The organism is Streptomyces sp. NPDC012825 (assembly GCF_042900925.1).
Taxonomy (GTDB): Bacteria; Actinomycetota; Actinomycetes; order Streptomycetales; family Streptomycetaceae; genus Streptomyces.
The window spans coordinates 157,181-177,950 of the sequence record NZ_JBIBBZ010000005.1 but is presented as its reverse complement, the minus strand read 5'-3'; the positions used below and the strand labels follow the sequence as shown (position 1 = coordinate 177,950).

General features: G+C 75.2%; 19 protein-coding genes and 7 tRNA genes. 15 read left to right on the top strand and 11 right to left on the bottom strand.

Annotated features, from left to right (window positions below):
- Positions 1 to 201: 201 nt before the first annotated feature.
- The 3 genes from cobT to ACFY7E_RS14375 all read left to right on the top strand — a co-directional run bounded on the left by cobT (position 202) and on the right by ACFY7E_RS14375 (position 5,903).
- A complete protein-coding gene (cobT, locus tag ACFY7E_RS14385; protein ID WP_389484522.1) occupies positions 202 to 3,579 on the top strand; it encodes a nicotinate-nucleotide--dimethylbenzimidazole phosphoribosyltransferase in 3,378 nt (1,125 codons plus the stop codon).
- A gap of 197 nt (positions 3,580 to 3,776) precedes the next feature.
- The gene (cobA, locus tag ACFY7E_RS14380) at positions 3,777 to 5,027 is read left to right on the top strand and encodes a uroporphyrinogen-III C-methyltransferase (protein ID WP_389484520.1); all 1,251 of its coding nucleotides are present in this window, start codon (positions 3,777 to 3,779) and stop codon (positions 5,025 to 5,027) included.
- A 57-nt stretch (positions 5,028 to 5,084) separates the two neighbouring features.
- On the top strand, positions 5,085 to 5,903 hold the full coding sequence (locus tag ACFY7E_RS14375) for a TrmH family RNA methyltransferase (RefSeq protein WP_389484517.1): 819 nt from the start codon (positions 5,085 to 5,087) through the stop codon (positions 5,901 to 5,903).
- 14 nt (positions 5,904 to 5,917) lie between these two features.
- Here the strand turns inward: ACFY7E_RS14375 and ACFY7E_RS14370 are convergent, their stop codons facing one another.
- The gene (locus ACFY7E_RS14370) at positions 5,918 to 7,129 is read right to left on the bottom strand and encodes a serine/threonine-protein kinase (protein WP_389484515.1); all 1,212 of its coding nucleotides are present in this window, start codon (positions 7,127 to 7,129) and stop codon (positions 5,918 to 5,920) included.
- 521 nt (positions 7,130 to 7,650) lie between these two features.
- Between ACFY7E_RS14370 and ACFY7E_RS14365 the strand changes: the two genes are divergently transcribed.
- The 3 genes from ACFY7E_RS14365 to ACFY7E_RS14355 all read left to right on the top strand — a co-directional run bounded on the left by ACFY7E_RS14365 (position 7,651) and on the right by ACFY7E_RS14355 (position 9,401).
- Positions 7,651 to 7,818, top strand: a complete 168-nt coding sequence (locus ACFY7E_RS14365; RefSeq protein ID WP_389484513.1) for a hypothetical protein — start codon at positions 7,651 to 7,653, stop codon at positions 7,816 to 7,818.
- Positions 7,819 to 8,068: 250 nt separating this feature from the next.
- Complete coding sequence (locus ACFY7E_RS14360; protein ID WP_389484510.1) at positions 8,069 to 9,040, top strand: phosphotransferase family protein; 972 nt, start codon at positions 8,069 to 8,071, stop codon at positions 9,038 to 9,040.
- Positions 9,041 to 9,107: 67 nt separating this feature from the next.
- Entirely contained in the window at positions 9,108 to 9,401 is a 294-nt protein-coding gene (locus ACFY7E_RS14355) for a zf-TFIIB domain-containing protein (RefSeq protein ID WP_383448457.1), read from the top strand.
- Positions 9,402 to 9,503: 102 nt separating this feature from the next.
- On the opposite strand, the gene ACFY7E_RS14350 is transcribed toward ACFY7E_RS14355, so the two are convergent.
- From ACFY7E_RS14350 to ACFY7E_RS14330, 5 genes are all read right to left on the bottom strand, one after another.
- A tRNA-Val gene (locus tag ACFY7E_RS14350) sits at positions 9,504 to 9,578 on the bottom strand.
- A 39-nt stretch (positions 9,579 to 9,617) separates the two neighbouring features.
- Positions 9,618 to 9,689: transfer RNA gene (locus tag ACFY7E_RS14345), tRNA-Val, on the bottom strand.
- Between the two features lie 34 nt (positions 9,690 to 9,723).
- A tRNA-Val gene (locus tag ACFY7E_RS14340) sits at positions 9,724 to 9,795 on the bottom strand.
- A gap of 1 nt (position 9,796) precedes the next feature.
- Positions 9,797 to 9,870 (bottom strand) — tRNA-Cys (locus tag ACFY7E_RS14335).
- 39 nt (positions 9,871 to 9,909) lie between these two features.
- Positions 9,910 to 9,982 (bottom strand) — tRNA-Gly (locus ACFY7E_RS14330).
- 242 nt (positions 9,983 to 10,224) lie between these two features.
- Between ACFY7E_RS14330 and ACFY7E_RS14325 the strand changes: the two genes are divergently transcribed.
- The 3 genes from ACFY7E_RS14325 (at position 10,225) to ACFY7E_RS14315 (ending at position 13,024) form a co-directional block, all read left to right on the top strand.
- Positions 10,225 to 11,295, top strand: coding sequence for a chorismate-binding protein (locus ACFY7E_RS14325; RefSeq protein WP_389484508.1), 1,071 nt, complete (start codon positions 10,225 to 10,227; stop codon positions 11,293 to 11,295).
- Complete coding sequence (locus tag ACFY7E_RS14320; protein ID WP_389484506.1) at positions 11,292 to 12,122, top strand: aminotransferase class IV; 831 nt, start codon at positions 11,292 to 11,294, stop codon at positions 12,120 to 12,122. The genes ACFY7E_RS14325 and ACFY7E_RS14320 overlap by 4 nt, the downstream gene beginning before the upstream one ends.
- Before the next feature lie 62 nt (positions 12,123 to 12,184).
- On the top strand, positions 12,185 to 13,024 hold the full coding sequence (locus ACFY7E_RS14315; protein ID WP_389484504.1) for a GNAT family N-acetyltransferase: 840 nt from the start codon (positions 12,185 to 12,187) through the stop codon (positions 13,022 to 13,024).
- Positions 13,025 to 13,036: 12 nt separating this feature from the next.
- Here ACFY7E_RS14315 and ACFY7E_RS14310 read toward each other — a convergent pair whose 3' ends face one another.
- Entirely contained in the window at positions 13,037 to 13,552 is a 516-nt protein-coding gene (locus ACFY7E_RS14310) for a DsbA family protein (protein ID WP_389484502.1), read from the bottom strand.
- Positions 13,553 to 13,771: 219 nt separating this feature from the next.
- On the opposite strand from ACFY7E_RS14310, the gene ACFY7E_RS14305 reads away from it, so the two are divergent.
- Entirely contained in the window at positions 13,772 to 14,188 is a 417-nt protein-coding gene (locus ACFY7E_RS14305) for a hypothetical protein (protein WP_389484499.1), read from the top strand.
- A 121-nt stretch (positions 14,189 to 14,309) separates the two neighbouring features.
- Positions 14,310 to 14,498, top strand: a complete 189-nt coding sequence (locus ACFY7E_RS14300) for a hypothetical protein (RefSeq protein WP_389484497.1) — start codon at positions 14,310 to 14,312, stop codon at positions 14,496 to 14,498.
- A 30-nt stretch (positions 14,499 to 14,528) separates the two neighbouring features.
- Here ACFY7E_RS14300 and ACFY7E_RS14295 read toward each other — a convergent pair whose 3' ends face one another.
- Entirely contained in the window at positions 14,529 to 15,086 is a 558-nt protein-coding gene (locus tag ACFY7E_RS14295) for a CGNR zinc finger domain-containing protein (RefSeq protein ID WP_383447672.1), read from the bottom strand.
- A 191-nt stretch (positions 15,087 to 15,277) separates the two neighbouring features.
- On the bottom strand, positions 15,278 to 15,691 hold the full coding sequence (locus ACFY7E_RS14290; RefSeq protein WP_015032345.1) for an SsgA family sporulation/cell division regulator: 414 nt from the start codon (positions 15,689 to 15,691) through the stop codon (positions 15,278 to 15,280).
- A gap of 190 nt (positions 15,692 to 15,881) precedes the next feature.
- On the opposite strand from ACFY7E_RS14290, the gene ACFY7E_RS14285 reads away from it, so the two are divergent.
- A complete protein-coding gene (locus tag ACFY7E_RS14285; protein WP_389484495.1) occupies positions 15,882 to 16,304 on the top strand; it encodes a TIGR02611 family protein in 423 nt (140 codons plus the stop codon).
- Positions 16,305 to 16,358: 54 nt separating this feature from the next.
- A tRNA-Val gene (locus tag ACFY7E_RS14280) sits at positions 16,359 to 16,433 on the top strand.
- Between the two features lie 67 nt (positions 16,434 to 16,500).
- Here the strand turns inward: ACFY7E_RS14280 and ACFY7E_RS14275 are convergent.
- A complete protein-coding gene (locus ACFY7E_RS14275; RefSeq protein ID WP_389484493.1) occupies positions 16,501 to 19,236 on the bottom strand; it encodes an SCO7613 C-terminal domain-containing membrane protein in 2,736 nt (911 codons plus the stop codon).
- A gap of 83 nt (positions 19,237 to 19,319) precedes the next feature.
- On the opposite strand from ACFY7E_RS14275, the gene ACFY7E_RS14270 reads away from it, so the two are divergent.
- Positions 19,320 to 19,766: an SRPBCC family protein gene (locus ACFY7E_RS14270; RefSeq protein WP_389484490.1), complete on the top strand. Its 447-nt coding sequence runs from the start codon at positions 19,320 to 19,322 to the stop codon at positions 19,764 to 19,766.
- Positions 19,767 to 19,805: 39 nt separating this feature from the next.
- A tRNA-Val gene (locus tag ACFY7E_RS14265) sits at positions 19,806 to 19,877 on the top strand.
- Between the two features lie 63 nt (positions 19,878 to 19,940).
- On the opposite strand, the gene ACFY7E_RS14260 is transcribed toward ACFY7E_RS14265, so the two are convergent.
- Positions 19,941 to 20,669 (bottom strand): 3'-5' exonuclease, encoded by a 729-nt coding sequence (locus tag ACFY7E_RS14260; protein WP_389484488.1) that lies wholly within the window; start codon positions 20,667 to 20,669, stop codon positions 19,941 to 19,943.
- Positions 20,670 to 20,770: the final 101 nt, after the last annotated feature.

The following is a 20,770-nucleotide window of genomic DNA, read 5'->3' as shown; positions in this document are numbered from 1 at the left end:
ACCGGTCGTGGTCACGCGACAAGGGGGGACCGCGCGACGTGGCGCAGTCCACAGCGCACCGTGGCGAATCTTCCTGCCACGAAGGCCGAGGGCCGGGACAATGTGCAGGTGTCCGCGTCCTTCGTGCCGCGCGGCGCGCACGCTCGTTCTTGTCGACGGGCGAAGGTCTGAAGGAGCACAAGCGATGGGCGAGGGGTACGCATGACGGACACCGGCCAGGTCCCGGGCGAGGGGCTGCCGGAGAACGCAGGCATGGTCGAGCAGCCGGGCATCCCCGCACCGGGCGCTTACACCTTCCTGGACCCCTCCGAGCAGACCACCGAGGACGACGACCTCCTTCTGATGCCGGGCGCCCAGGGCGCCTGGAGCGAGCACCCGCCGGGCGTCGCGCCCGCGCCGCCGGTCGCCGTGCCGCCCCCGGCGGCGATGGGCGACCCGCTGACGGACCCCCTGCCGGACCCGCTCACGGACCCGTTCCCCGAGCCCGTGGCCCTCGGCGACGTCCTGACCGCCCCGCAGGGCGTCCCCGTCGACCCTTACACCGGCACCCCGGCGCACGGGATCCCCGCCGGCACGCCCGCGCACGGCGTCCCCGTCGCCCCGTACGAGCCGGTCGTCACCGACCACGGCTACGAGCCCGGCATCCTCGACACCGGCGCGCACGAGATCACCGGCCACGACTCGGGCTCCGTCGACCTCGGCGGCGTCGCCCTGCCCCCGCAGGCCGTGGCGCCGACCCCGCCGCCGGCCCGCCGCCCGCTGCACATGGGCCCGCCCGTGCCCGAGGGCACCGGCGGAGTCGTGCGCTCGCTCGCCGACCGGGGCCCGGCCGCCGCGCCCGCGCCGGTCCCGCAGCCCGCGCCGGAGCCCCTCGCGGCCACCGGCCCCGCCCCCGTGCCGGTCCGGACCCCGGGCCCGCCGACCACGGGCCCCGAGTACTTCGAGATCGCGCAGGAGCAGCAGCTCGCGCCGCAGGGCGCCGAGCCGTGGACCGCGCAGGAACCGGAGGCGCAGGCCCCCGCAGAAACGGTCGTCCCGCAGCCGGACCACTCCGGCCGGTTCGTCCGGGTCGAGGGTGCCGTCCCGACGGCCCCGCACCCGGTCCCGGCGCCGGCCGCGGAGCAGCCCCCGGCCGCCGAACCGGCCCCCGCGCCGGAGCCGCGGCCCGAGGCGCCCACCGCCGTGGCGGAGCCGGCGCCCGAGGCCGCGCCGGAGATCTGGGAGGAGCCGGCCGGGCCCGAGGCGGTCGTCGTGCCCGCGCCGCGCGAGCCCGAACCCGAGCCGGAGCCCGTCGTGGCCGCCGCTCCCACTCCCGTACCGGACGAGCCCGAGCAGGCCCAGGAGACCGTCGAGCCCGAGCCCGAGCCCGAGGCCCCGGTGGAGCAGACCCCCGCCGAGCCGGTCGCGGAGGCCGTCCCCGAGCAGCCGCAGGAGCAGGGGACCCCCGAAGCCACGACCCAGGAGCAGCCGGAGCCCGCGACGGCCCCGGAACCTGCCCCGGCCGAAGAGCCGACCCGGCCCCAGCTCCAGGAACAGGCACCCGCTCCGGAAGCCGTTCCCACTCCGGAGCCGACCCCCGCCCCGGAGGTCGTCCCCGCCCCGGAACCGGCCCCCGTCCCGGAACCGGCCCCCGCTCCGGAGGTCGTTCCCGCCCCGGAACCGGCGCCCACCCCGGAGGCCGTTCCCGCCCCGGAACCGGCCCCCGCTCAGGAGGTCGCCCCGGAACCGGTCCCCGCCGAAGAACTCACCTCCGCGCCGGAACCGACCCCGGAAGTCACGCCCGCGCCGGAACCGACCCCGGAGGCCGCGCCCGCCCCGGAACCGACCGCGGAGGCCATTCCCGCTTCCGCCCCGGCCCCCGGCTACGACGACGCCGAGCGCGAGGCCGTCCTCCGCGTCATGCGCGAGCGTCGCGACATCCGCAACGGCTTCCGCTCCGACCCGATCCCGCACGAGGTGCTGCTCCGCGTCCTGGAGGCCGCGCACACGGCCCCCAGCGTCGGCCACTCCCAGCCCTGGGACTTCGTCGTCATCCGCTCCGCCGAGACCCGGCAGACGATGCACGAGCTGGCCCAGCGGCAGCGCGAGGCGTACGCCAAGTCGCTGCCGAAGGCCCGGGCGAAGCAGTTCAAGGAACTGAAGATCGAGGCCATCCTCGACACCCCGGTCAACATCGTGGTGACCGCCGACCCCACCCGGGGCGGCCGCCACACCCTCGGCCGCCACACGCAGCCGCAGATGGCTCCGTACTCCTCCGCGCTCGCGGTCGAGAACCTCTGGCTCGCGGCCCGCGCCGAGGGCCTCGGCGTCGGCTGGGTCAGCTTCTTCGACGAGCGCGAGATGGTCCGCGCCCTCGGCCTTCCCGAGCACCTCGAAGTGGTCGCGTACCTCTGCGTGGGATACGTGGACGAGTTCCCCGAGGAGCCCGAGCTGATGCAGGCGGGCTGGTCCAAGCGCCGCCCGCTGGCCTGGGTCGTCCACGAGGAGACGTACGGCCGCCGCGCCCTGCCCGGCGAGGAGCCGCACGACCTCCTCCAGGAGACCGTCGCGAACATCCGCCCGCTGGACGCCAAGGCGCTCGGAGAGGCCTGGGAGCGCCAGAAGCGCATGACCAAGCCGGCCGGCGCGCTCGGCATGCTGGAGATCATCTCCGCCCAGCTCGCCGGGCTCTCCCGGATGTGCCCGCCGCCGATCCCGGAGCCCGCGGCCGTCGCGGTCTTCGCGGGCGACCACGGCGTCCACGCCCAGGGCGTCACGCCCTGGCCGCAGGAGGTCACCGCCCAGATGGTGGCCAACTTCCTCGGCGGGGGAGCGGTCTGCAACGCCTTCGCCCACCAGGTCGGCGCCGAGGTCGTCGTCGTCGACGTCGGCGTGGCCTCCGAGCTCCCGGCCACCCAGGGCCTGCTGCCCCGCAAGGTCCGCCCCGGCACCGCCGACTTCACCACGGGTCCCGCCATGACCCGCGAAGAGGTCCTGGCCGCGATCGAGGTCGGCATCGAGACGGCCCGCGACCTCGTGGCAGCCGGCAACAAGGCCCTGCTCACGGGCGAGATGGGCATCGCCAACACCACGGCGTCCGCCGCCCTGATCTCCGTCTTCACCGACGTGGACCCGGCCGAGGTCACGGGCCGGGGCACCGGCATCAACGACGAGACCCACGCCCGCAAGGTGGACGTGGTCCGCCGCGCCCTCGCCCTGCACACCCCGGACCCGGAGGACCCGATCGGCGCCCTCGCGGCGGTCGGCGGCCTGGAGCACGCGGCCCTCGTGGGCCTGATCCTGGGCGCGGCCTCGCTGCGCACCCCGGTCGTCCTCGACGGCGTCTCCACCGGGGCGGCGGCGCTCGTGGCCCGGGCGATCGCGCCCGAGTCGCTCGCGGCCTGCATCGCGGGCCACCGCAGCGCCGAGCCGGGCCACGTGGCGGCCCTGAACAAGCTGGGCCTGCGCCCCCTGGTCGACCTGGACCTGCGCCTCGGCGAGGGCACGGGCGCCCTGCTGGCCCTCCCGCTGGTGCAGAGCGCGGCCCGCGCGATGCACGAGGTGGCCACGTTCGACTCGGCGGGAGTCACCGAGAAGTAGCACCACGGCGCGGCCCCCACCCACACACGCGAGTGGGGGCCGCGGAGCGGCCCCCACGTCACGCCCCACGGCCGGGAGATCCGTCACAGGGTGACACCCCGGGGCCACCGATATCGTGGGACCCGAAACCGCGCCCCACCAGCCGCTCCACCGCCGCAGCGGCCCGCACCTGCCACGCCCTGAGGAGCCGCTCACCCATGGCCGAGAACACCGAGAAGGCGACCGCCGACGCCCACCCCGCCTACCCGGTGGGCCTCCGCCTCGCCGGCCGCCGCGTGGTGGTCCTCGGCGGCGGCCAGGTCGCCCAGCGCCGCCTCCCCGCACTGATAGCCGCGGGTGCCGACATCACCCTGATCTCGCCCTCCGCGACCCCGTCCGTGGACGTGATGGCGGAGACGGGCGAGATCACCTGGATCAAGCGCCGGTACCGGGACGGCGACCTCGCCGACGCCTGGTACGCCCTGGTCGCGACCACCGACCCGGCCACGAACGCCGCCGCCTCCGCCGAGGCCGAGCGGACCCGGACCTGGTGCGTGCGCTCGGACGACGCGGAGGCGGCCACCGCCTGGACCCCGGCCACCGGCCGCGTCGAGGGCGTCACCGTGGCGGTGCTCACCGGCCACGACCCGCGCCGCTCGGCCGCCGTGCGGGACGCGATCGTGGAGGGCCTGCGGGACGGTTCGATCGCGGCGCCCCAGCACCGGGCCCGCACCCCGTTCGTCGCCCTGGTCGGCGGCGGTCCCGGCGACCCGGACCTCATCACGGTCCGGGGCCGCCGCCTGCTCGCGGAGGCGGACGTGGTGATCGCGGACCGTCTCGGCCCCCGGGACCTCCTGGACGAGCTGCCCCCGCACGTCGAGGTGATCGACGCGGCGAAGATCCCGTACGGCCGGTTCATGGCCCAGGAGGCCATCAACAACGCGCTGGTCGAGCACGCGAAGGCGGGCAGGTCGGTGGTCCGCCTGAAGGGCGGCGACCCGTTCGTCTTCGGCCGGGGCATGGAGGAGGCGCAGGCGCTCGCCGCCGAGGGCATCGCCTGCACGGTGGTCCCCGGCATCTCCAGCTCGATCTCGGTGCCCGGGGCGGCCGGCATCCCGGTCACGCACCGGGGGGTCGCCCACGAGTTCACTGTGGTCAGCGGCCACGTGGCCCCCGACGACCCGCGTTCCCTCGTCGACTGGGCCTCGCTCGCCAAGCTGACGGGCACCCTGGTGATCCTCATGGGCGTCGACAAGATCGGGAAGATCGCGGAGGCGCTCGTCACCCACGGCAAGGACCCGCAGACCCCCCTGGCCCTGGTCCAGGAGGGCACCACGGCGGCCCAGCGCAGGGTGGACGCGACGCTCGCGACGGTCGCGGAGACGGTCAGGACGCAGGAGGTCCGCCCGCCGGCGGTGATCGTCATAGGCGCCGTGGTGACGGAAGGCCCGAACAAGCCGACGACATAAGAACGACACCGACCCACCCCACCCCGCCCCACTCCCCGAACGAGGCAGCAGCACCCCGTGACCGAACTGATCACGATCGACGCCCCCGACGACCCGCGCCTGCGCGACTACACCGGCCTGACCGACGTCGAGCTCCGCCGCAGACGGGAGCCGGCCGAGGGCCTGTTCATCGCGGAGGGCGAGAAGGTCATCCGCAGGGCGGGGCAGGCCGGGTACGCGATGCGGTCGATGCTGCTCTCGGCCAAGTGGGTCGACACCATGCGGGACGTCATCGAGGGGTCCGAGGCGCCGGTGTACGTGATCGATCCGGACCTGGCGGAACGGGTCACGGGCTACCACGTGCACCGGGGCGCCCTCGCGTCCATGCAGCGCAAGGAGCTCCCGGAGGCGGCCGGGCTGCTGGCGGGAGCCCGCCGCGTGGTGGTCATGGAGTCGGTCAACGACCACACCAACATCGGCGCCGTCTTCCGCAGCGCGGCGGCCCTCGGCATGGACGCGGTGCTGCTCTCGCCGGACTGCGCGGACCCGCTCTACCGGCGCTCCGTGAAGGTGTCCATGGGCGCGGTCTTCTCCGTCCCGTACGCCCGCCTGGAGGGCTGGCCGCGGAGCCTGGAGACGGTGAAGGAGGCGGGCTTCGAGCTGCTCGCGCTCACTCCGGCGGAGCGGGCGGTCCCCATCGACGAGGCCGCCCCGCACAAGCTGGACCGGGTGGCGCTGATGCTGGGCGCGGAGGGCGAGGGACTGTCGCAGAAGGCCCTGCGGGCCGCCGACGAATGGGTCCGCATCCCGATGGCCCACGGCGTGGACTCGCTCAACGTGGGAGCGGCGGCGGCCGTCGCCTTCTACGCGGTGGCGACGGGTCGCCCGGAGGCGTAGCGAACCCGCCCGGCTCAGCCCTGGAGCGCCTGCGCGGCGGCGATGCCGAGGGCGACGACCAGGGTCACGACGACGAAGACGAAGAGCCGCTGCCGCAGCAGCCGGGGGTTGGCGGGGCGGCGGCCCGTCGAGGTGGAGCGGGCGCCGGGCCTGGTGCCGGGACGGGACTGCGGGGACCGTGAGCCCCCGGTGCGGGGACCGGTGGCGGAGGACCGCGAGGAGGTGCCCCGCTTCCCACGCCGCTCCCGCTCGGAAACACGCTCGGAACCGCGCTCGCCCGCCCGCTCGGGACCACGTCCGCGCGTGTCCCGTTCGGTGTGCTCGGTGTACCGCTCCGTCGGCCGGACGGTGTTGCGCTCCTCGGACCGCTCCCGCTGGGCGGGCGGCCGGGAGACGGGCAGCCCCTGCGCCTCGCGCGCCGCGATCTCCTTGAGCCGCATCGACAGCTGGAGGGTGCTGGGCCGGTCCTCGGGATCCTTCGCGAGACAGGCCCGGACCAGCGGTGCCAGCGCGTCGGGCACACCGTGCAGCTGCGGCTCCTCGTGCACGACCCGGTAGAGCATGACCTCGGAACTGCCGTGCCCGAAGGGGGAGTCGGCCATCGCCGCGTACGCCAGGGTGGCACCGAGCGAGAACACGTCGGTGGCGGGGGTGACGGCGGCGCCGCGCACCTGCTCGGGGGCGAGGAAGCCGGGCGAGCCGACGGCGGTGCCCACGTGGGTGAGGGTGCTGGCGCCGGTGGCCCAGGCGATGCCGAAGTCGATGATCCTGGGGCCCTTGGGGGAGAGCAGGATGTTGGACGGCTTGAGGTCCCGGTGCACGACGCCCGCCTCGTGGACGGCGACCAGGCCCTCCGAGAGCGCGGCCCCGATGGACGCCACGTCGGCGGCGCGCAGCGGACCCTCCTCGGCGACCCGGTCGTGCAGGGAGGGCCCGGGGACGTACTGGGTGGCGAACCAGGGGCGGTCGGCCTCCAGGTCGGCGGCGACGAGCCGGGCCGTGCAGCCGCCGCGGATCCGCCGGGCCGCCGACACCTCACGGGCGAACCGCGACCGGAACTCCTGGTCCTCGGCGAGGTCGGGCCGGATGACCTTCAGGGCCACCCGCTGGCCGCGCCGGTCGGACCCCAGGTACACGACGCCCATTCCGCCGGCCCCCAGCCTGCGGTGGAGCCGGAACGACCCGACGATCCGCGGATCCTCGCGTCGGAGCCGCATCATCGCCATGTCCGTCCCCTCGTCCGTTCGACGTGGCACAGCTTACGTAGTGGCGCCCGCACGTGCTCATAGGCCGCGCCCTCGCACCGGGATCGATTGTCAGTGCTGTGGGGGGACTCCTGGGACCGGCGACACCAGCCCGCCTCCAACCCCCGCCCTTCCCCGCCCACTTGACGAGGCCCCCGGAACCGGACCGCCCGCGCTCCGGAGGGTGGGAGGCCCGGCTCGGCGGCCCCGGGCACACCGCCGACGATCAAGGAAGTGAGCGATGTCACGCCGTCCCCCTCCGGCCCCCGCCCGTACACCTCCCCGACACAACCCCTCGGGGATGTCCCGGGGTTGCGCGCCCCCGTCTCCACCCAGGGGAGTACGCCGTGAGGGCGGCCGTCATCCTCCTGGAGGCCCGCAAGTCGGTACGCGGGCATGACGCCCCGGCGCCCCCCGCTTCCTAGGGTTGTTGTCACGCGGCGGGTGCAGCACTCGTCCCCCGAGGTCACGCACCCGCCGCGCCACACGACGGGAGAGGAACCATGGCCTACACGGCGCCGCGGACGAGCAGCCGGCCTTCGGGCCGCCGTCACCCCCTGGTGGCCACCGCCATGGTCCTTCCTCTCGCGGCCCTGCTCGTGGTCGTCTTCGGCGGCTGGGAAGCGGTGGTCACACAGGCGTCGTCCGTGGGCGTGATGCTGGGGCGCTGAGCAGCGCCCCGGACCCGGGAGAGCGGCCCGGGTCGGGACATCCGGCCATCAGCCCCGTGGGGACGGGGGTGCGACGGACGGCAGCGCGGGGCCGGTCGGCCGGGGAGCCGACCGGCCCTCGCGCGTCCCCGCCCCTTCGTACGCCCCTGGCCCGCGCACAGAAGCCCGCACGCGGAAGCCCGCACGCGGAAGCCCGCCTGCGGAGGCCCCGGCACGGGGAGGCCCTCGCCCCACCCCGTACGCTCCCCGCGTGACTCCCACCACCCGGTCCACGCACGCTTCGGGCGCCCCGCTCGACCGTCTCGCCGCCCTGGCCCGCACCGCCGCCCACCCGCCCGGCCGCGCCCCCTGCGGCTGCGCGGAGGAGGGGCTCGTCGGGGTGCTCGCGGACCGGGAGGACGGGACCGTCGTACGTCACGGGGCGCACGTGGTGAAGGCGCACGCCCCCGACACCGACCCCGAGGCGCACCGCGCACGGCTCGCGCTGGCGGCCCGCCCGGACGTGGCCGGAGTCCTCCTGCCGCCCCTCCCGCCGCCGCCGGGGGCCCCGGAGGAGCTCGGCGGACGTCCGGTCAGCGTCTGGCCGTACGGATCGCCCGTCGACCCGGGGGACCCCGACGCCGCTCCGTGGGAGGAGGCGGCGCGGCTCCTCGCCCTGCTGCACCGCACCCCGCTCCCGCCCGGGGCCGCGGACGGCCTTCCGGCGATGCGGGCCCCGCTCAAGGCGGCCCTCGCCGTGGACCGGATGCGCCGGGCGGCGCCGGACCACCCGGCCGCGGCTCCCGTCCTCGCCGCATGGCGGACGGTCCCCGCGGCCCCCGCGAACGCTCTCCGGCTGCTCTGCCACGGCGACTTCCACCTGGGGCAACTCGTCCGGTTCGCCCCGGCCCCGCCCGCCCCTCCGGCCTGGCGGCTCATCGACGTCGACGACCTCGGCACGGGAGACCCGGCCTGGGACCTGGCCCGCCCGGCCGCCTGGTTCGCCGCCGGCATCCTGCCCCCGGAGGTCTGGTCCCGTTTCCTCGGCGCGTACCGGGAGGCGGGCGGTCCGGCCGTGGACGCCGACCCCTGGACCCGACTCGACGTGCCGGCCCGTGCCCTGACGGTGCAGACCGCCGCCCTGGCCGTCGCGAAGTCCACGGCGGAGGGCCGGCCGCTGGACGAGGTCGAAGAAGTGATGATCGACACCTGCGCCCGCATCGCCGGACATCGAACCGGGTAGGTGGTTTCGGCGTCCCCCTAGGGTGAGGCCACCATTCGAACGGCAACGTCAGGGAGTTGAGCCGAGCATGCAGTGTCCCAAGTGCCATGCGGCCATGCACACGTACAACCGCAACGGCGTCCAGATCGAGCAGTGCAGCGGCTGCCGGGGCATATTCCTGGACTACGGCGAGCTGGAGGCCCTGACCCGCCTGGAGTCCCAGTGGGTCCAGCAGGCCCCGCCGGCGCCGCCCGCCCCCCAGGGCTACCCGGCGCAGCACGCGCCCGCCGCGCCCGCCTGGGGCGCCCCGCACCAGGGCGGTCACCACGGCGGCGGCCACTACCGCCAGCGCGGCTTCGGACGGATGCTCTTCTCCTCCTGAGGCACCCGAGGTGCCGGCCGGGCCCCCTCCTGGGGGTGCCCGGCCGGGACACCGGCACGAAGAAGCCCCCGGCCGCGAAGTGCGGTCGGGGGCTTCTTGCCATGGTGCGCGATACTGGGATTGAACCAGTGACCTCTTCCGTGTCAGGGAAGCGCTCTCCCGCTGAGCTAATCGCGCGGGGTGGTGCACAACCTACCCGAAGGCGGTCGTACTGCGTGCGCGATACTGGGATTGAACCAGTGACCTCTTCCGTGTCAGGGAAGCGCTCTCCCGCTGAGCTAATCGCGCGGGGGATCCGGAGATCCAGGACCCGAAGGTCCAGTGGACGATACTGGGATTGAACCAGTGACCTCTTCCGTGTCAGGGAAGCGCTCTCCCGCTGAGCTAATCGTCCTTGGAGGTGGAGACGGGATTTGAACCCGTGTAGACGGCTTTGCAGGCCGTTGCCTCGCCTCTCGGCCACTCCACCAGGAGTGAATACAGGGGTTCGGGAAGATCCCCCACATCGAGCGGACGACGAGATTCGAACTCGCGACCCTCACCTTGGCAAGGTGATGCTCTACCAACTGAGCCACGTCCGCTTGTCGTTTCCGTTCCGCTTGCGCGTCCCGGCGACGTGTTGAACTCTAGCGGATTCCCGGGCCAGTACAAAAACGCGTTTCCGCAGCGTGCTGACCTGCGGACCGACCGGCGCGCCGCCGGCCACCCCCGACGGGACCCCCGGAGGGTTCGCGCGGCGTTCACCCCACGTGTTCCCGGAGTCGCACGAGGCCCCCGGCGTCCACGGACCGCCGCCCCGCCCCGTCCGACCTAGACTCGACGCGTGTACGACCTCGCTCCCCTGGCCCGTTTCGGCGGCCTCGTCGCCACCGACCTCCGGGACGTCACCCACGATCCCGAGGCCCTGGACTCCACCGGCTTCTGGGCCGTCTGCGCGGACTTCGAGGGGCGCCTGACCTGCGCCCGCTTCGGTGACGTGCGGCCGGACCCGGTGCCCCCGCCCGTGCCGGGCGCCTGGCGCGGCCCCGCCGCCGACTCCTGGACGTCCTCCCTCGACCGCGCCGCGTACACCGAGGGCGTACGGCGCGTGCGGGAGCACATCGCGCGCGGCGAGGTCTACCAGGCGAACCTCTGCCGGGTGCTGTCCGCGCCACTGCCGGACCCGGCCGCCGCCGACGTGGACGCCCTCACCGCGCTCCTCGCCCGGGGCAACCCCGCCCCGTACGCAGGAACGATCCGCCTGCCCGCCCACGGCGTGGAGATCGCCACCGCGTCCCCCGAGCTCTACCTGCGCAGGGAGGGGGCCCTGGTCTCCTCGGGACCCATCAAGGGCACCGGCCGCACCGCCGCCGACCTCCTCCCCAAGGACCACGCGGAGAACGTGATGATCGTGGACCTGGTCCGCAACGACCTGGGGCGCGTCAGCGAGACCGGCTCCGTCACCGTCCCCGCCCTCTGCGCGGTCGAGGAGCACCCCGGCCTGGTCCACCTCGTCTCCACCGTCGGCGGCGTGCTGCGCGAGGACGCCGGCTGGCCCGAACTGCTCGCCGCCACCTTCCCGCCCGGCTCGGTCACCGGCGCCCCCAAGTCCAGCGCGCTGCGGATCATCGAGGCCCTGGAGACCGCCCCCCGGGGCCCCTACTGCGGGGGCGTCGGCTGGGTCGACGCCGACGCGGCCACCGGCGAGCTGGCCGTCGGCATACGCACCTTCTGGATCGACCGCCCCCAGGGCGTGCTGCGCTTCGGCACCGGCGCCGGGATCACCTGGGGCTCCGACCCGGAGCGGGAGTGGGAGGAGACCGAGCTGAAGGCGTCCCGGCTGGTCGCGATAGCGTCGGGCACCCACGAAGAAGCAGGCGCCCCCGAGGTGACCGGAAAGGCCATTTCCCGATGAAACTCTGGGTCAACGGCGGGCTGCACGACGCGGAGACCGCCCGGGTCTCCGTACTGGACCACGGACTGACCGTCGGCGACGGCATCTTCGAGACGGTCAAGGCGGAGCGCGGCGAAACGTTCGCCCTCACCCTCCACCTGGAGCGCCTCACCCGCTCGGCCCGGGGCCTCGGCCTGCCCGACCCGGACCTCGACGAGGTCCGCCGCGCCTGCGCCGCCGTTCTGGAGGCCAACCCGATGGAGCTCGGCCGGCTCCGCATCACGTACACCGGCGGCCCCTCCCCGCTCGGTTCGGAGCGCGGCGACGCCGGGACCAGCCTGGTCGTCGCCCTCGGCGAGACGGGCCGCCGCCCCGACTCCACCGCCGTGATCACCGTGCCCTGGACCCGCAACGAGCGCGGCGCCCTCACCGGACTCAAGACCACCTCGTACGCCGAGAACGTCGTCGCCCTCGCCAGGGCGCGCGAGCAGGGGGCCTCCGAGGCGCTCTTCGCCAACACGGTGGGGCGGCTCTGCGAGGGCACCGGCTCCAACGTCTTCGTCGTGGTCGACGGCCGGATCCTCACCCCACCCGTCTCCTCCGGCTGCCTCGCGGGCATCACCCGCGCCCTCGCCGTGCGGTGGACCGGCGCGGAGGAGGCCGACCTGCCGCTGGACGTCCTGGAGAGCGCCGACGAGGTCTTCCTGACCTCGACCCTCCGCGACGTGCAGGCCGTGCACCGGGTCGACGGGCGCGAACTGTCGCCCGCGCCCGGCCCGGTCACCGCCAAGGCCATGCGGTCCTTCGACGAGCACGCGGCCCGCGACCGGGACCCGCGCCTCGGGTGACGCCCGCCGGTCCACCGCAAAACCCGATGACGGACGGCCCCGGGGTGGGTAGAACATCTCTGATGACCACCACCCTGCGGCCGGTCGAGCCGCTTCAGCAGCTGCCCGACGGCGGCCGTTCCCGCACCTACGACGTGTGCGTGAACAGCCGCCGGGTCGGCTCCGTCCACCTCGCCACCGACCCCGGCTTCGGCGCGGCCTCCGGAGTGATCCAGGACCTCCGGATCGACGAGCCGGACCGGGGGCGGGGCCGGGGCGCGGTCGCCGCGCTCGCCTCCGAGGAGGTGCTGCGGAGCTGGGGCTGCGTCCAGGTGAGCGCCTCGGTGCCCGCCGACGCCGCGCCCGCGCTGCGCCTGGTCCGCTCGCTCGGCTACGTCGAGCGCAGCCGGAACATGGTCAAGGAGCTGCCCGACGCCCCGCCCGGCCTGCCGGAGGGCGTCGAGGTCCGGCCGATGACCGGCGCCGAGTACGAGGAGTGGGCGGTGCGGGCCAGGGAGGCCTTCGCGCGGGACTGGACCGAGCGGGGCGTCCCCGAGGAGCAGGCGCGCGTGAAGGCCGAGAACAGCCACCGCACCCTCCTGCCCGAGGGCCCGGCCACCCCCGGCGCCACGTTCCACGTGCTGGTCCGCGACGGGCGGCCCGCCGGCGTCCTGTGGACGGGCCGGGTCGAACTCGAACCGGGGCGGTGGGCCGCCTACGTGTACGACATCGAGGTGGACGAGGAGCAGCGCGGCCGCGGCTACGGGCGGGCGCTCATGCTGCTCGCCGAGCGGGTCGCGCGGGAGGCCGGGGAGACCCTGCTCGGACTGCACGTCTTCGCGGACAACACCCCGGCGGTCCGGCTCTACGAGTCGCTCGGCTACCGCACGACCTACGTCAACGGCGCCAAGTCGCTGCTGTAGGCGGTCGGGCGGTCAGGCGGTCAGGAGGCGGTCGGCGATCGTCTCGATCCGCTCCCGCAGGCCCTCCTGGCTCCGGCCGCCGTCCAGGCGCTCGCCGCCGATGACGTAGGTCGGCGTGCCGGTGACCTTGATCGCCTTGCCCTCGGCCTCGTCCGCGTCGACGGTCAGCAGGTGCCTGCCGTCGATCAGGGCGGTGTCGAACTCCTCGGCGTCCAGGCCGAGTTCGGCCGCCAGTTCCAGGAGGACCGGCTCGCCCCGCTCGCCGAGCTCGGCGGTCCTGGCGAGCAGCGCCTCCGCGTACGGCCAGCCCTTGCCCTGCTCGGCCGCCTCCTCGGCCGCCTGCGCGGCGGCGTACGCGTGCTTGTGCTTCGCCAGCGGGAAGTGGCGCAGCTGTACGTCGAGCCGGTCGCCGTACTTCTCGCGGAGCGCGCGGACGTCGTCGAGCGCCCGCAGGCAGTCGGGGCACTGGAGGTCGAACCACGCCTCCAGGACGACGGGGGAGACGGGTGCGGTGGTGGAGTCGCTCATGCCAGCAGTCTCCCTCACCGGAGCCGGGGGCTCACCGGCACCCGACGGGTCACCGGGGCCGGAGGGCCGTCGGGATCGGGGGTCACCGGGGCCGGGGGAGGGGGATCCCGGCCGGAGCGACCCGGAGATCTCCCTGAGACCGGCCCGGGGACATGGCCCCGGGCGGAGGCGCGGGTGCAGGATGGAGAGGACGTATCACCCGGGGACCTGGAGGACCGCATGCTCGCCGAGACCATCTGCTCCGCGGTGTCCGCGGCGGGCCTGGGCATCGCCGCGATCACGGCGTACCGGAAGCGCTTCCTGACCGCCGCCCGGATCGCCGCCTACGCCCTGGTGCCCCTCGGACTGGTGATGACGGGGGCCGTCGCCTGGCTCGCGGACACGGCGTTCAGCCCGGTGGCCTGGGCCGGCTTCGGACTGCTCGGCCTCGCCTGGGTGCTCCTCCTGTCCACCCGGGCCGTCGAGCGGCGCCGGACCGGCCGGGGACGGACCGCCGTCGCGGAGGCCGACCCGAGAACGGTGACCCCGGGCGCTCCGGCCTCCCCGCGTGCCGTGACGGGGAAGCCGCGGACCGCCGAGCCCGCGGGCGACGACTTCAGCGACATCGAGGCGATTCTGAAGAAGCACGGAATCTGACCGCTTCTGGCGATTCCGCCGACCGTCCCGGTTCGGTGATCCACGGGAAGGGGTGAACCACCCGGTCAGAAGGCGTTTTCCGTGATCCCGGGCGCGCGGCGTGCGCGATCATCCCCCCGAGATGCTGGATACCTCGCGGGACCCCGTCCCCGCCCCCGCCGACGCCACCGCCGACGCTCCCGCCGACGCCCCCGGCGAAGAGCGGCGCGGCTGTCTGTACGCGCTCTCCCAGCCACCGCTGATGATCTTCCTCGGCGTCATCGGCTGTCTGCTGCTCCTGGCCGCCGTGCACGACCTCTTCGTGCTGTGACGCCCCGCCGTGACGCCCGGGACCGGACCGTCAGCCCGCGGCCTCCTTGCGACGCGCCCGGTACGCGGCCACGTGCAGCCGGTTGCCGCAGGTCCGGCTGTCGCAGTAGCGGCGCGAGCGGTTGCGGGAGAGGTCGACGAAGGCCCGGCCGCAGTCCGGCGCCTCGCAGCGCCGCAGCCGCTCCTGCTCGCCCGCCACGACGATGAACGCCAGGGCCATGCCGCAGTCGGCCGCGAGATGGTCCGCCACCGAGGCGCCCGGCGCGAAGTAGTGCACGTGCCAGTCGTAGCCGTCGTGGTCGGTGAGCTGCGGGGTGGTGCCCGCGCCCGCCACGAGCTGGTTGATCAGGGGAGCCGCGATCCGGGCCTCGGGCGCGGAGAAGACCGCCGCGAACTTCCCGCGCACCTCGCGCACGGCCCGCAGGTCGCGGGCGTCGAGGACGCCCACGTCGCTGATCTTGTGGGCCCGCACGAAGGCGTGGAGGCCCTGGAGGTCGGCGAGCGCGTCGGGGCGGTCGCCCTGGGGCGAGGTGTTCATCAGATCGACGACGGTGTCGAGGGCGATCCGGGTGTCGTGAGGGATCAGCACGATTCGCTCCCTGGCCGGCCGCGGGCGGGCGCCCGCGGAATGGCGCTGACTTTAGCGCGACCCGGACATGGCACCGGCGCCCACCACCGCGCCGGCTGCGCGGTGGTGGGCGCCGGATCACGTGCCTGTGTGGCTGCCCGCGCGGCGCCGTCTCCCCGAGTCGGACGGCGCCGTACGGCTCTCGGCCTGGCTCAGCTGTCGGCCAGGATGTGGGACAGCTCCGTATCGAGGTCGAAGTGCCGGTGCTCGGTGCCCGGTGGCACGGCGGCGTCGGTCCGCTTCAGGAACGACTCCAGGGCCCTCGCCGGGGCCTCGAGCAGGGCTTCTCCCTCGGGGGAGCTCAGCGCGATGCAGACGACTCCCTGACCGTGGCTGCGGGACGGCCAGACCCGGACGTCGCCCGTGCCGGTGGGCCGGTGCAGCCCCTCGGCGAGAAGGTCGCGGGCGAAGACCCACTCGACCGTCTCCTCGGCTCCGGTGTGGAAGGTGGCGTGCACGGCATACGGATCGGCCGTGTCATACCGCAGGCCCGCGGGTACAGGCAGTGAGGACTCGCTCGACACAACGAGGCGCAGGTGCAGCTCGCAGCTGACCGTGGTGTTCATAAGCGCCAGGGCCTTTCGCTCAGTGTGCGCTCGGGGATTCGCACGTCGGCGAAATCGACATGCCACCTCCGGTGCCGTTGTAAACCCCTCTGTCGGTTTTGTGGCCGTTCAGGTCCCTCGTACGGACCCGTGTAACTTTGGGTAATACGGCCATTCAGGTGGCGGCCCGGCGTCCGGTAGGTTGGGAAGCATGAATGCGGAGAGTGACGAGCGCACGGAGGAGTCCGCGGCCGACCAGGACGCCGAACTGGGATCCCGCGCACCGGAGTTCATCAAGTCCCGCCGGACCCTGCACCTCAGCTGGCAGGTCGGCGTCTTCGTCGTGGGACTCGCCGTGGTCGGCGCCGGGGTGGTCATGCTGCCGCTGCCCGGGCCCGGCTGGCTGGTCATCTTCGCCGGCATGGCGATCTGGGCGACCGAGTTCGTCTGGGCGCAGCTCGTGCTCCGCTGGACCAAGCGCAAGGTCACCGAGGCCGCCCAGCGCGCCCTCGACCCCGAGGTCCGCCGCCGCAACATCGTTCTCACCGGTGTCGGCCTGGTGATCGTCGCCGCCCTGCTCGGCGTCTACCTCTGGAAGTTCGGCCTCGTCATGCCGTGGAAGATCGACGAGTGACCTCCGCGCGGTGCGGAAGCCCCCCTGACATGGGGTAATGTTGGCGATGCGCCGGGGCGATTAGCTCAGCGGGAGAGCACTTCGTTCACACCGAAGGGGTCACTGGTTCGATCCCAGTATCGCCCACCACCCGGACCGAGGGCCCGGAGACGATCATCGTCTCCGGGCCCTCGGCGTTCCGCCTCCTCGGGAGACCTCACCGCATCCGCGCCAGCCGCTCCCGCAGCCTCCGGGCGTCCCGCAGCCGCTGCTCGTACGTGGCGCCCGCCGCGAGCAGCAGCAGCCCGGCGAGGGCCGGCGGCAGCCAGCGCGGCAGCGCGCCCACCACCTGCACCACGTACGGCGCCAGCTCGTGCAGCCCGTCCAGGGCGAGCACCGTGCCGCCGAGCAGCAGCAGGGCCTGGAGCCGGAACCGCGCCCCGAGCAGCGTCACCACGAGGGCCGCCACCCCCAGGACGAGCGGCCGCACCCACTCCGGGTCCGTCCAGGCCGCGCCGAGGCTCGGCAGCAGCGTCACCGCGAGACCGGGGCCGTACGCCGTCCAGGACGAGGCCTCCGGGTCCCGGCGCCGCCGCAGGAACCCGACGACGAGCGCCGGGACCGTCACCGGCAGCGTGTACGCCTCCGGAGTCGTCACGCCCCAGGCCCCGAGCCGCACCCAGGCAGCGAGGAGGAACAGCCCCGCCGCCGCCCACGAGGCGAACGGGCGCCGCTCCGGCCGGACCGCCGTCGCCGCCGCGATCACCCCGCCGAGCGCCAGGGCGAGCGCGAGGAACGCGGGCCGCGGGCCGGCGAGCCCGAGGGCGCAGAGCCCCACCGCGGCTCCGGTGATCTCGACCGGCAGCGCCACCGGCCGCGCCGTGGCGCCGACGGCCGCCGTCGCCGCCGGGACGAGGAGCAGGGCGAGCGCCGTCCAGTGGTCCTCCAGGCCGGCGGCCGCGGCCCCCGCGAGCACGAGGCCCGTCGCCGCGAGCACCGCCCCGCAGGCCGACACCGTCCGCCGCGCGCCCGTGCCGAGGACCGCGACGCCCGCGAAGAGCCCGAGGACCACCCCGAGCGCGGCGAACGTGGCGCCCCGCACGTCCAGGGCGAGGGCCACCGCGCCCACGGCGGACACCAGCCCGCCGGCGTACGCGACCCACCCGAGGACGGTTCCGGGCTCCGCCGCGGGAGCCTGCGGCCGGGGCGACGGGGACGCCCAGCCCGGCCGGGGGACACCGGAACCGGCCGCCGGGACCTGCGGCGGGGCCGAGGGCGGGGGAGGGACGGAACCGGGGGCCGACCGCCCCGCCGAGGCGGCGGCCGGGGCACCGGCAGAGGCGTTGGCCGGTCGTCCCACCGGGCCGGAAGCCGACGGGCCGGTGGTCGGCCCGGTCGGAGCGGCCTGATCGGTGGCCGGTCGGGCCGGCGGGCCGTCGGCCGCCGACGGGGTGCGGCCGGGAACGGGCGGCGCGGCGGGACCGGCGGCCGTCTTCGTGCCCCGCGCGGTTCCCGCGGCGGTTTCCGGCGTCGTCCCCGGACCCGGCCCGGCGGTGTCTCCGACCGTCCCCGGAAGGGGCAGGCCGCGGGTCGACGGGGCCGGGCGGACGGCGGTCCACAGGGCCGTCGCCGCCGTGAGGAGCTGGAGGGGGAGCGTCGCCGCGTACGGCAGGCCCAGGGAGACCGGCAGGGCCGTGAGGAGCGCCCACATCAGGACGAGGGCCCCGCAGCGGGCCCACAGCCGGGGGACGGACACGAGCGCGGCGGCGGCCACCGCGAGGACCAGGAGGGCCGTCGCGGGGTACGAGGCCAGGGCGGGCCCGGCGTGCTCGCCCGACCAGACCCCCGTCGTCCGGGCCAGCGGCCCCAGCGCGCCCGCCGCGACCGGCGGCAGCGCCCACAGGAGACCCAGCGCCACCACCGACGCCCCCGCGCCCGCGAGACCCGTCCGGACCCCGTACGGCAGCCGGGCGCCCGCGCCCGCCCGCCACACCGACGCCAGGAGCAGCGCGCACAGCACGTACCCCGGAACCGCCCAGTCGGCGGGAAGCGCCGCCCGCAGCGGGCCGCCGACGGCCGCCACCGCCGCCAGACCCGCGACCACCGAGGGCGCCACCGCCCGCGCGGGCGCCCGCCACGCCGCGTACAGGCACACCGCCGCACCCGCCAGGAGCAGCGCCGCGCCGCTCCACGGCGAGGAGAGGGAGAGCCGGGCGCCCGTCAGGAGCGCCCAGCCGCCCAGGAGGACCGCGCCGACGCCCGCCGTGATCCGCACCGGCGGCGGACGCCCCCACAGGACCGCCGCGCCGTCCGCCGCGGCCGTGACGAGCGCCGCCCACGCGAAGGCCGTCGGCCCGCCCCCGGCCGCGAGCACGCCCAGCGGCAGGGGCAGCTGCGCCGCGACCACCGCCGCCGGCAGCGGGACGCGCAGCCGCGACAGCGCCGAGCCGTACGCCGCCCACGCTCCCGCCAGGACCGCCGAGGCCACCGCCGCGTACCCGGGGCCGTCCGTGTCCGCCAGCGCCACCCAGTGCAGCGCGTACGCGTCGAGCACCGTCAGGACGAGCCCCAGGACCGCCACCGACTCGGCCGTCGACCCCAGCCCCCTGCGCAGCAGCGCCGCCGGCGCCGCGAGCGCCGCGCCGGTCACCGCGCACAGCACCGCCGCACGGCCGCCGATCCCCATCGAACCCCAGCTCACCAGGGTGAACGCGACCGCCGCGATCGTCAGCAGCGTGCCGCCGAGCGTGAGGAGCACGTTCTGCGCGCTCCGCGGCGTCGCGTCCGTCACCGGCGCCGCCGGCCACTGCGGCGTCACCGCCCGGACCGGCTGGTACAGGACCTGGACCAGCCAGGCCCGCCGGGCCAGCAACTGGGTCCGGCGGGCTTCGATGTGGGCCAGCTCGCGGTCGACGAGCACCAGTTCGTCCGCGGGCGGCAGGGAGTTGTCCATGTCCGGAGTGTCGTCCCGCCCCCGGCCGCCGGGAATGGGGACCCGTACTCAGATTCCCGCCTGAGTACACCCACACTGGGGCCATGGACTGGTACCGGTACCGCTTCCGCTGCGTCTGGCGCCTCGACGCCCCGCCCGACCGCGTCTACGCCGTCCTCGAACGGGCCGAGGACTACCCCCGCTGGTGGCCCCAGGTGCGCGAGGTCGTCCCCCACGGCGAGACCTCCGGCACCGCCCGCTTCCGCTCCCTCCTCCCGTACGACCTCGTCGTCACCGTCCGCGCCCTGCGCCGCGACCCCGCGGCCCGGGTCCTGGAGATCGGCCTCGGCGGAGACCTGGAGGGCCGGGCCCGCTGGACCCTCGCGTCGGAGGGGACCGGCACCCGCGTCCTGTACGAGCAGGAGGTCGAGGTCCGCGCCCGGCTCCTGCGGGCCCTCGCCGTCCCCGGCAGGCCCGTCTTCCGTGCCAACCACGCCCTGATGATGCGGGGCGGAAGACGGGGGCTCGCCGCCCACCTGCGATCGGTTTGAAGGAAGGGCCGGGAGGCCTGTATGGTTCAACCCGTTCCCGGGCGATTAGCTCAGCGGGAGAGCACTTCGTTCACACCGAAGGGGTCACTGGTTCGATCCCAGTATCGCCCACCGGGAGAGGCCGGTCCGTCGAAAGACGGACCGGCCTCTGTCATTGCGCGCACCGCCCACGGGTCATGCCGCCGCGCGCAGTTCCGGCCGCAGCGGCCACGACGGATCCACCGTCTCCGGCGTCCCCTGCCGCGCGAACCACGCCTGGAGGCCCCGCGCCTGGGCCGCGTGCCACACCGCCTGGAGCGTGTGCAGCTCCGCCGGCGTCAGCCGTTCGAGCCGGGACGCGAAGCGCCGCGCCACCGCCCGTACGACGTCCATCGCCGCCGTCGCGTCCGCCGCCGCGTCGTGCGCCCCCGTCAGCTCCACCTCGTAGTGGGCGCACAGGTCCGTCAGCGTCCTGCGCCCCTTGCGGTAGCGGTCCAGGTGCTTGTCCAGGACCCGCGGGTCGAGCACGCACAGGGGAGTGCCCGCCAGGTAGGCGTCCAGCGTCGAGGCCCGGTGCCGCCGCAGCTCCCGGTCCAGGAGCGTCAGGTCGAACGGCGCGTTCATCACCACCAGCGGACGTCCCACCGCGGCCTGCTCGGACAGCGCCCGCGCCACCTCCTCCATCACCGGGGACGGCCACCGGCCGTTCCGCCGGAGGTGATCGTCCGTCAGGCCGTGCACGGCGGTGGCCTCCGCGGGCACCGGTATGCCCGGATTCACCAGCCACCGCGTCACCCGCGGCCGCGCCCCGGCCGCGTCCTGCACGACCAGGGCGGCCGAGACGATCCGGTCGCCCTCGACGTCGATTCCGGTCGTCTCCGTGTCGAAAGCCGCCAGGGGCCCTTCGTACCAGTGCATCGTCATCCCCGAACTCCCTGCACACGTGCGGCAGATGGCCAACCCCCTGCCCCGAAACGGTGATACCCGGACTGTTTGCGCCGTACGCGGACCGGTCACAACAGAAG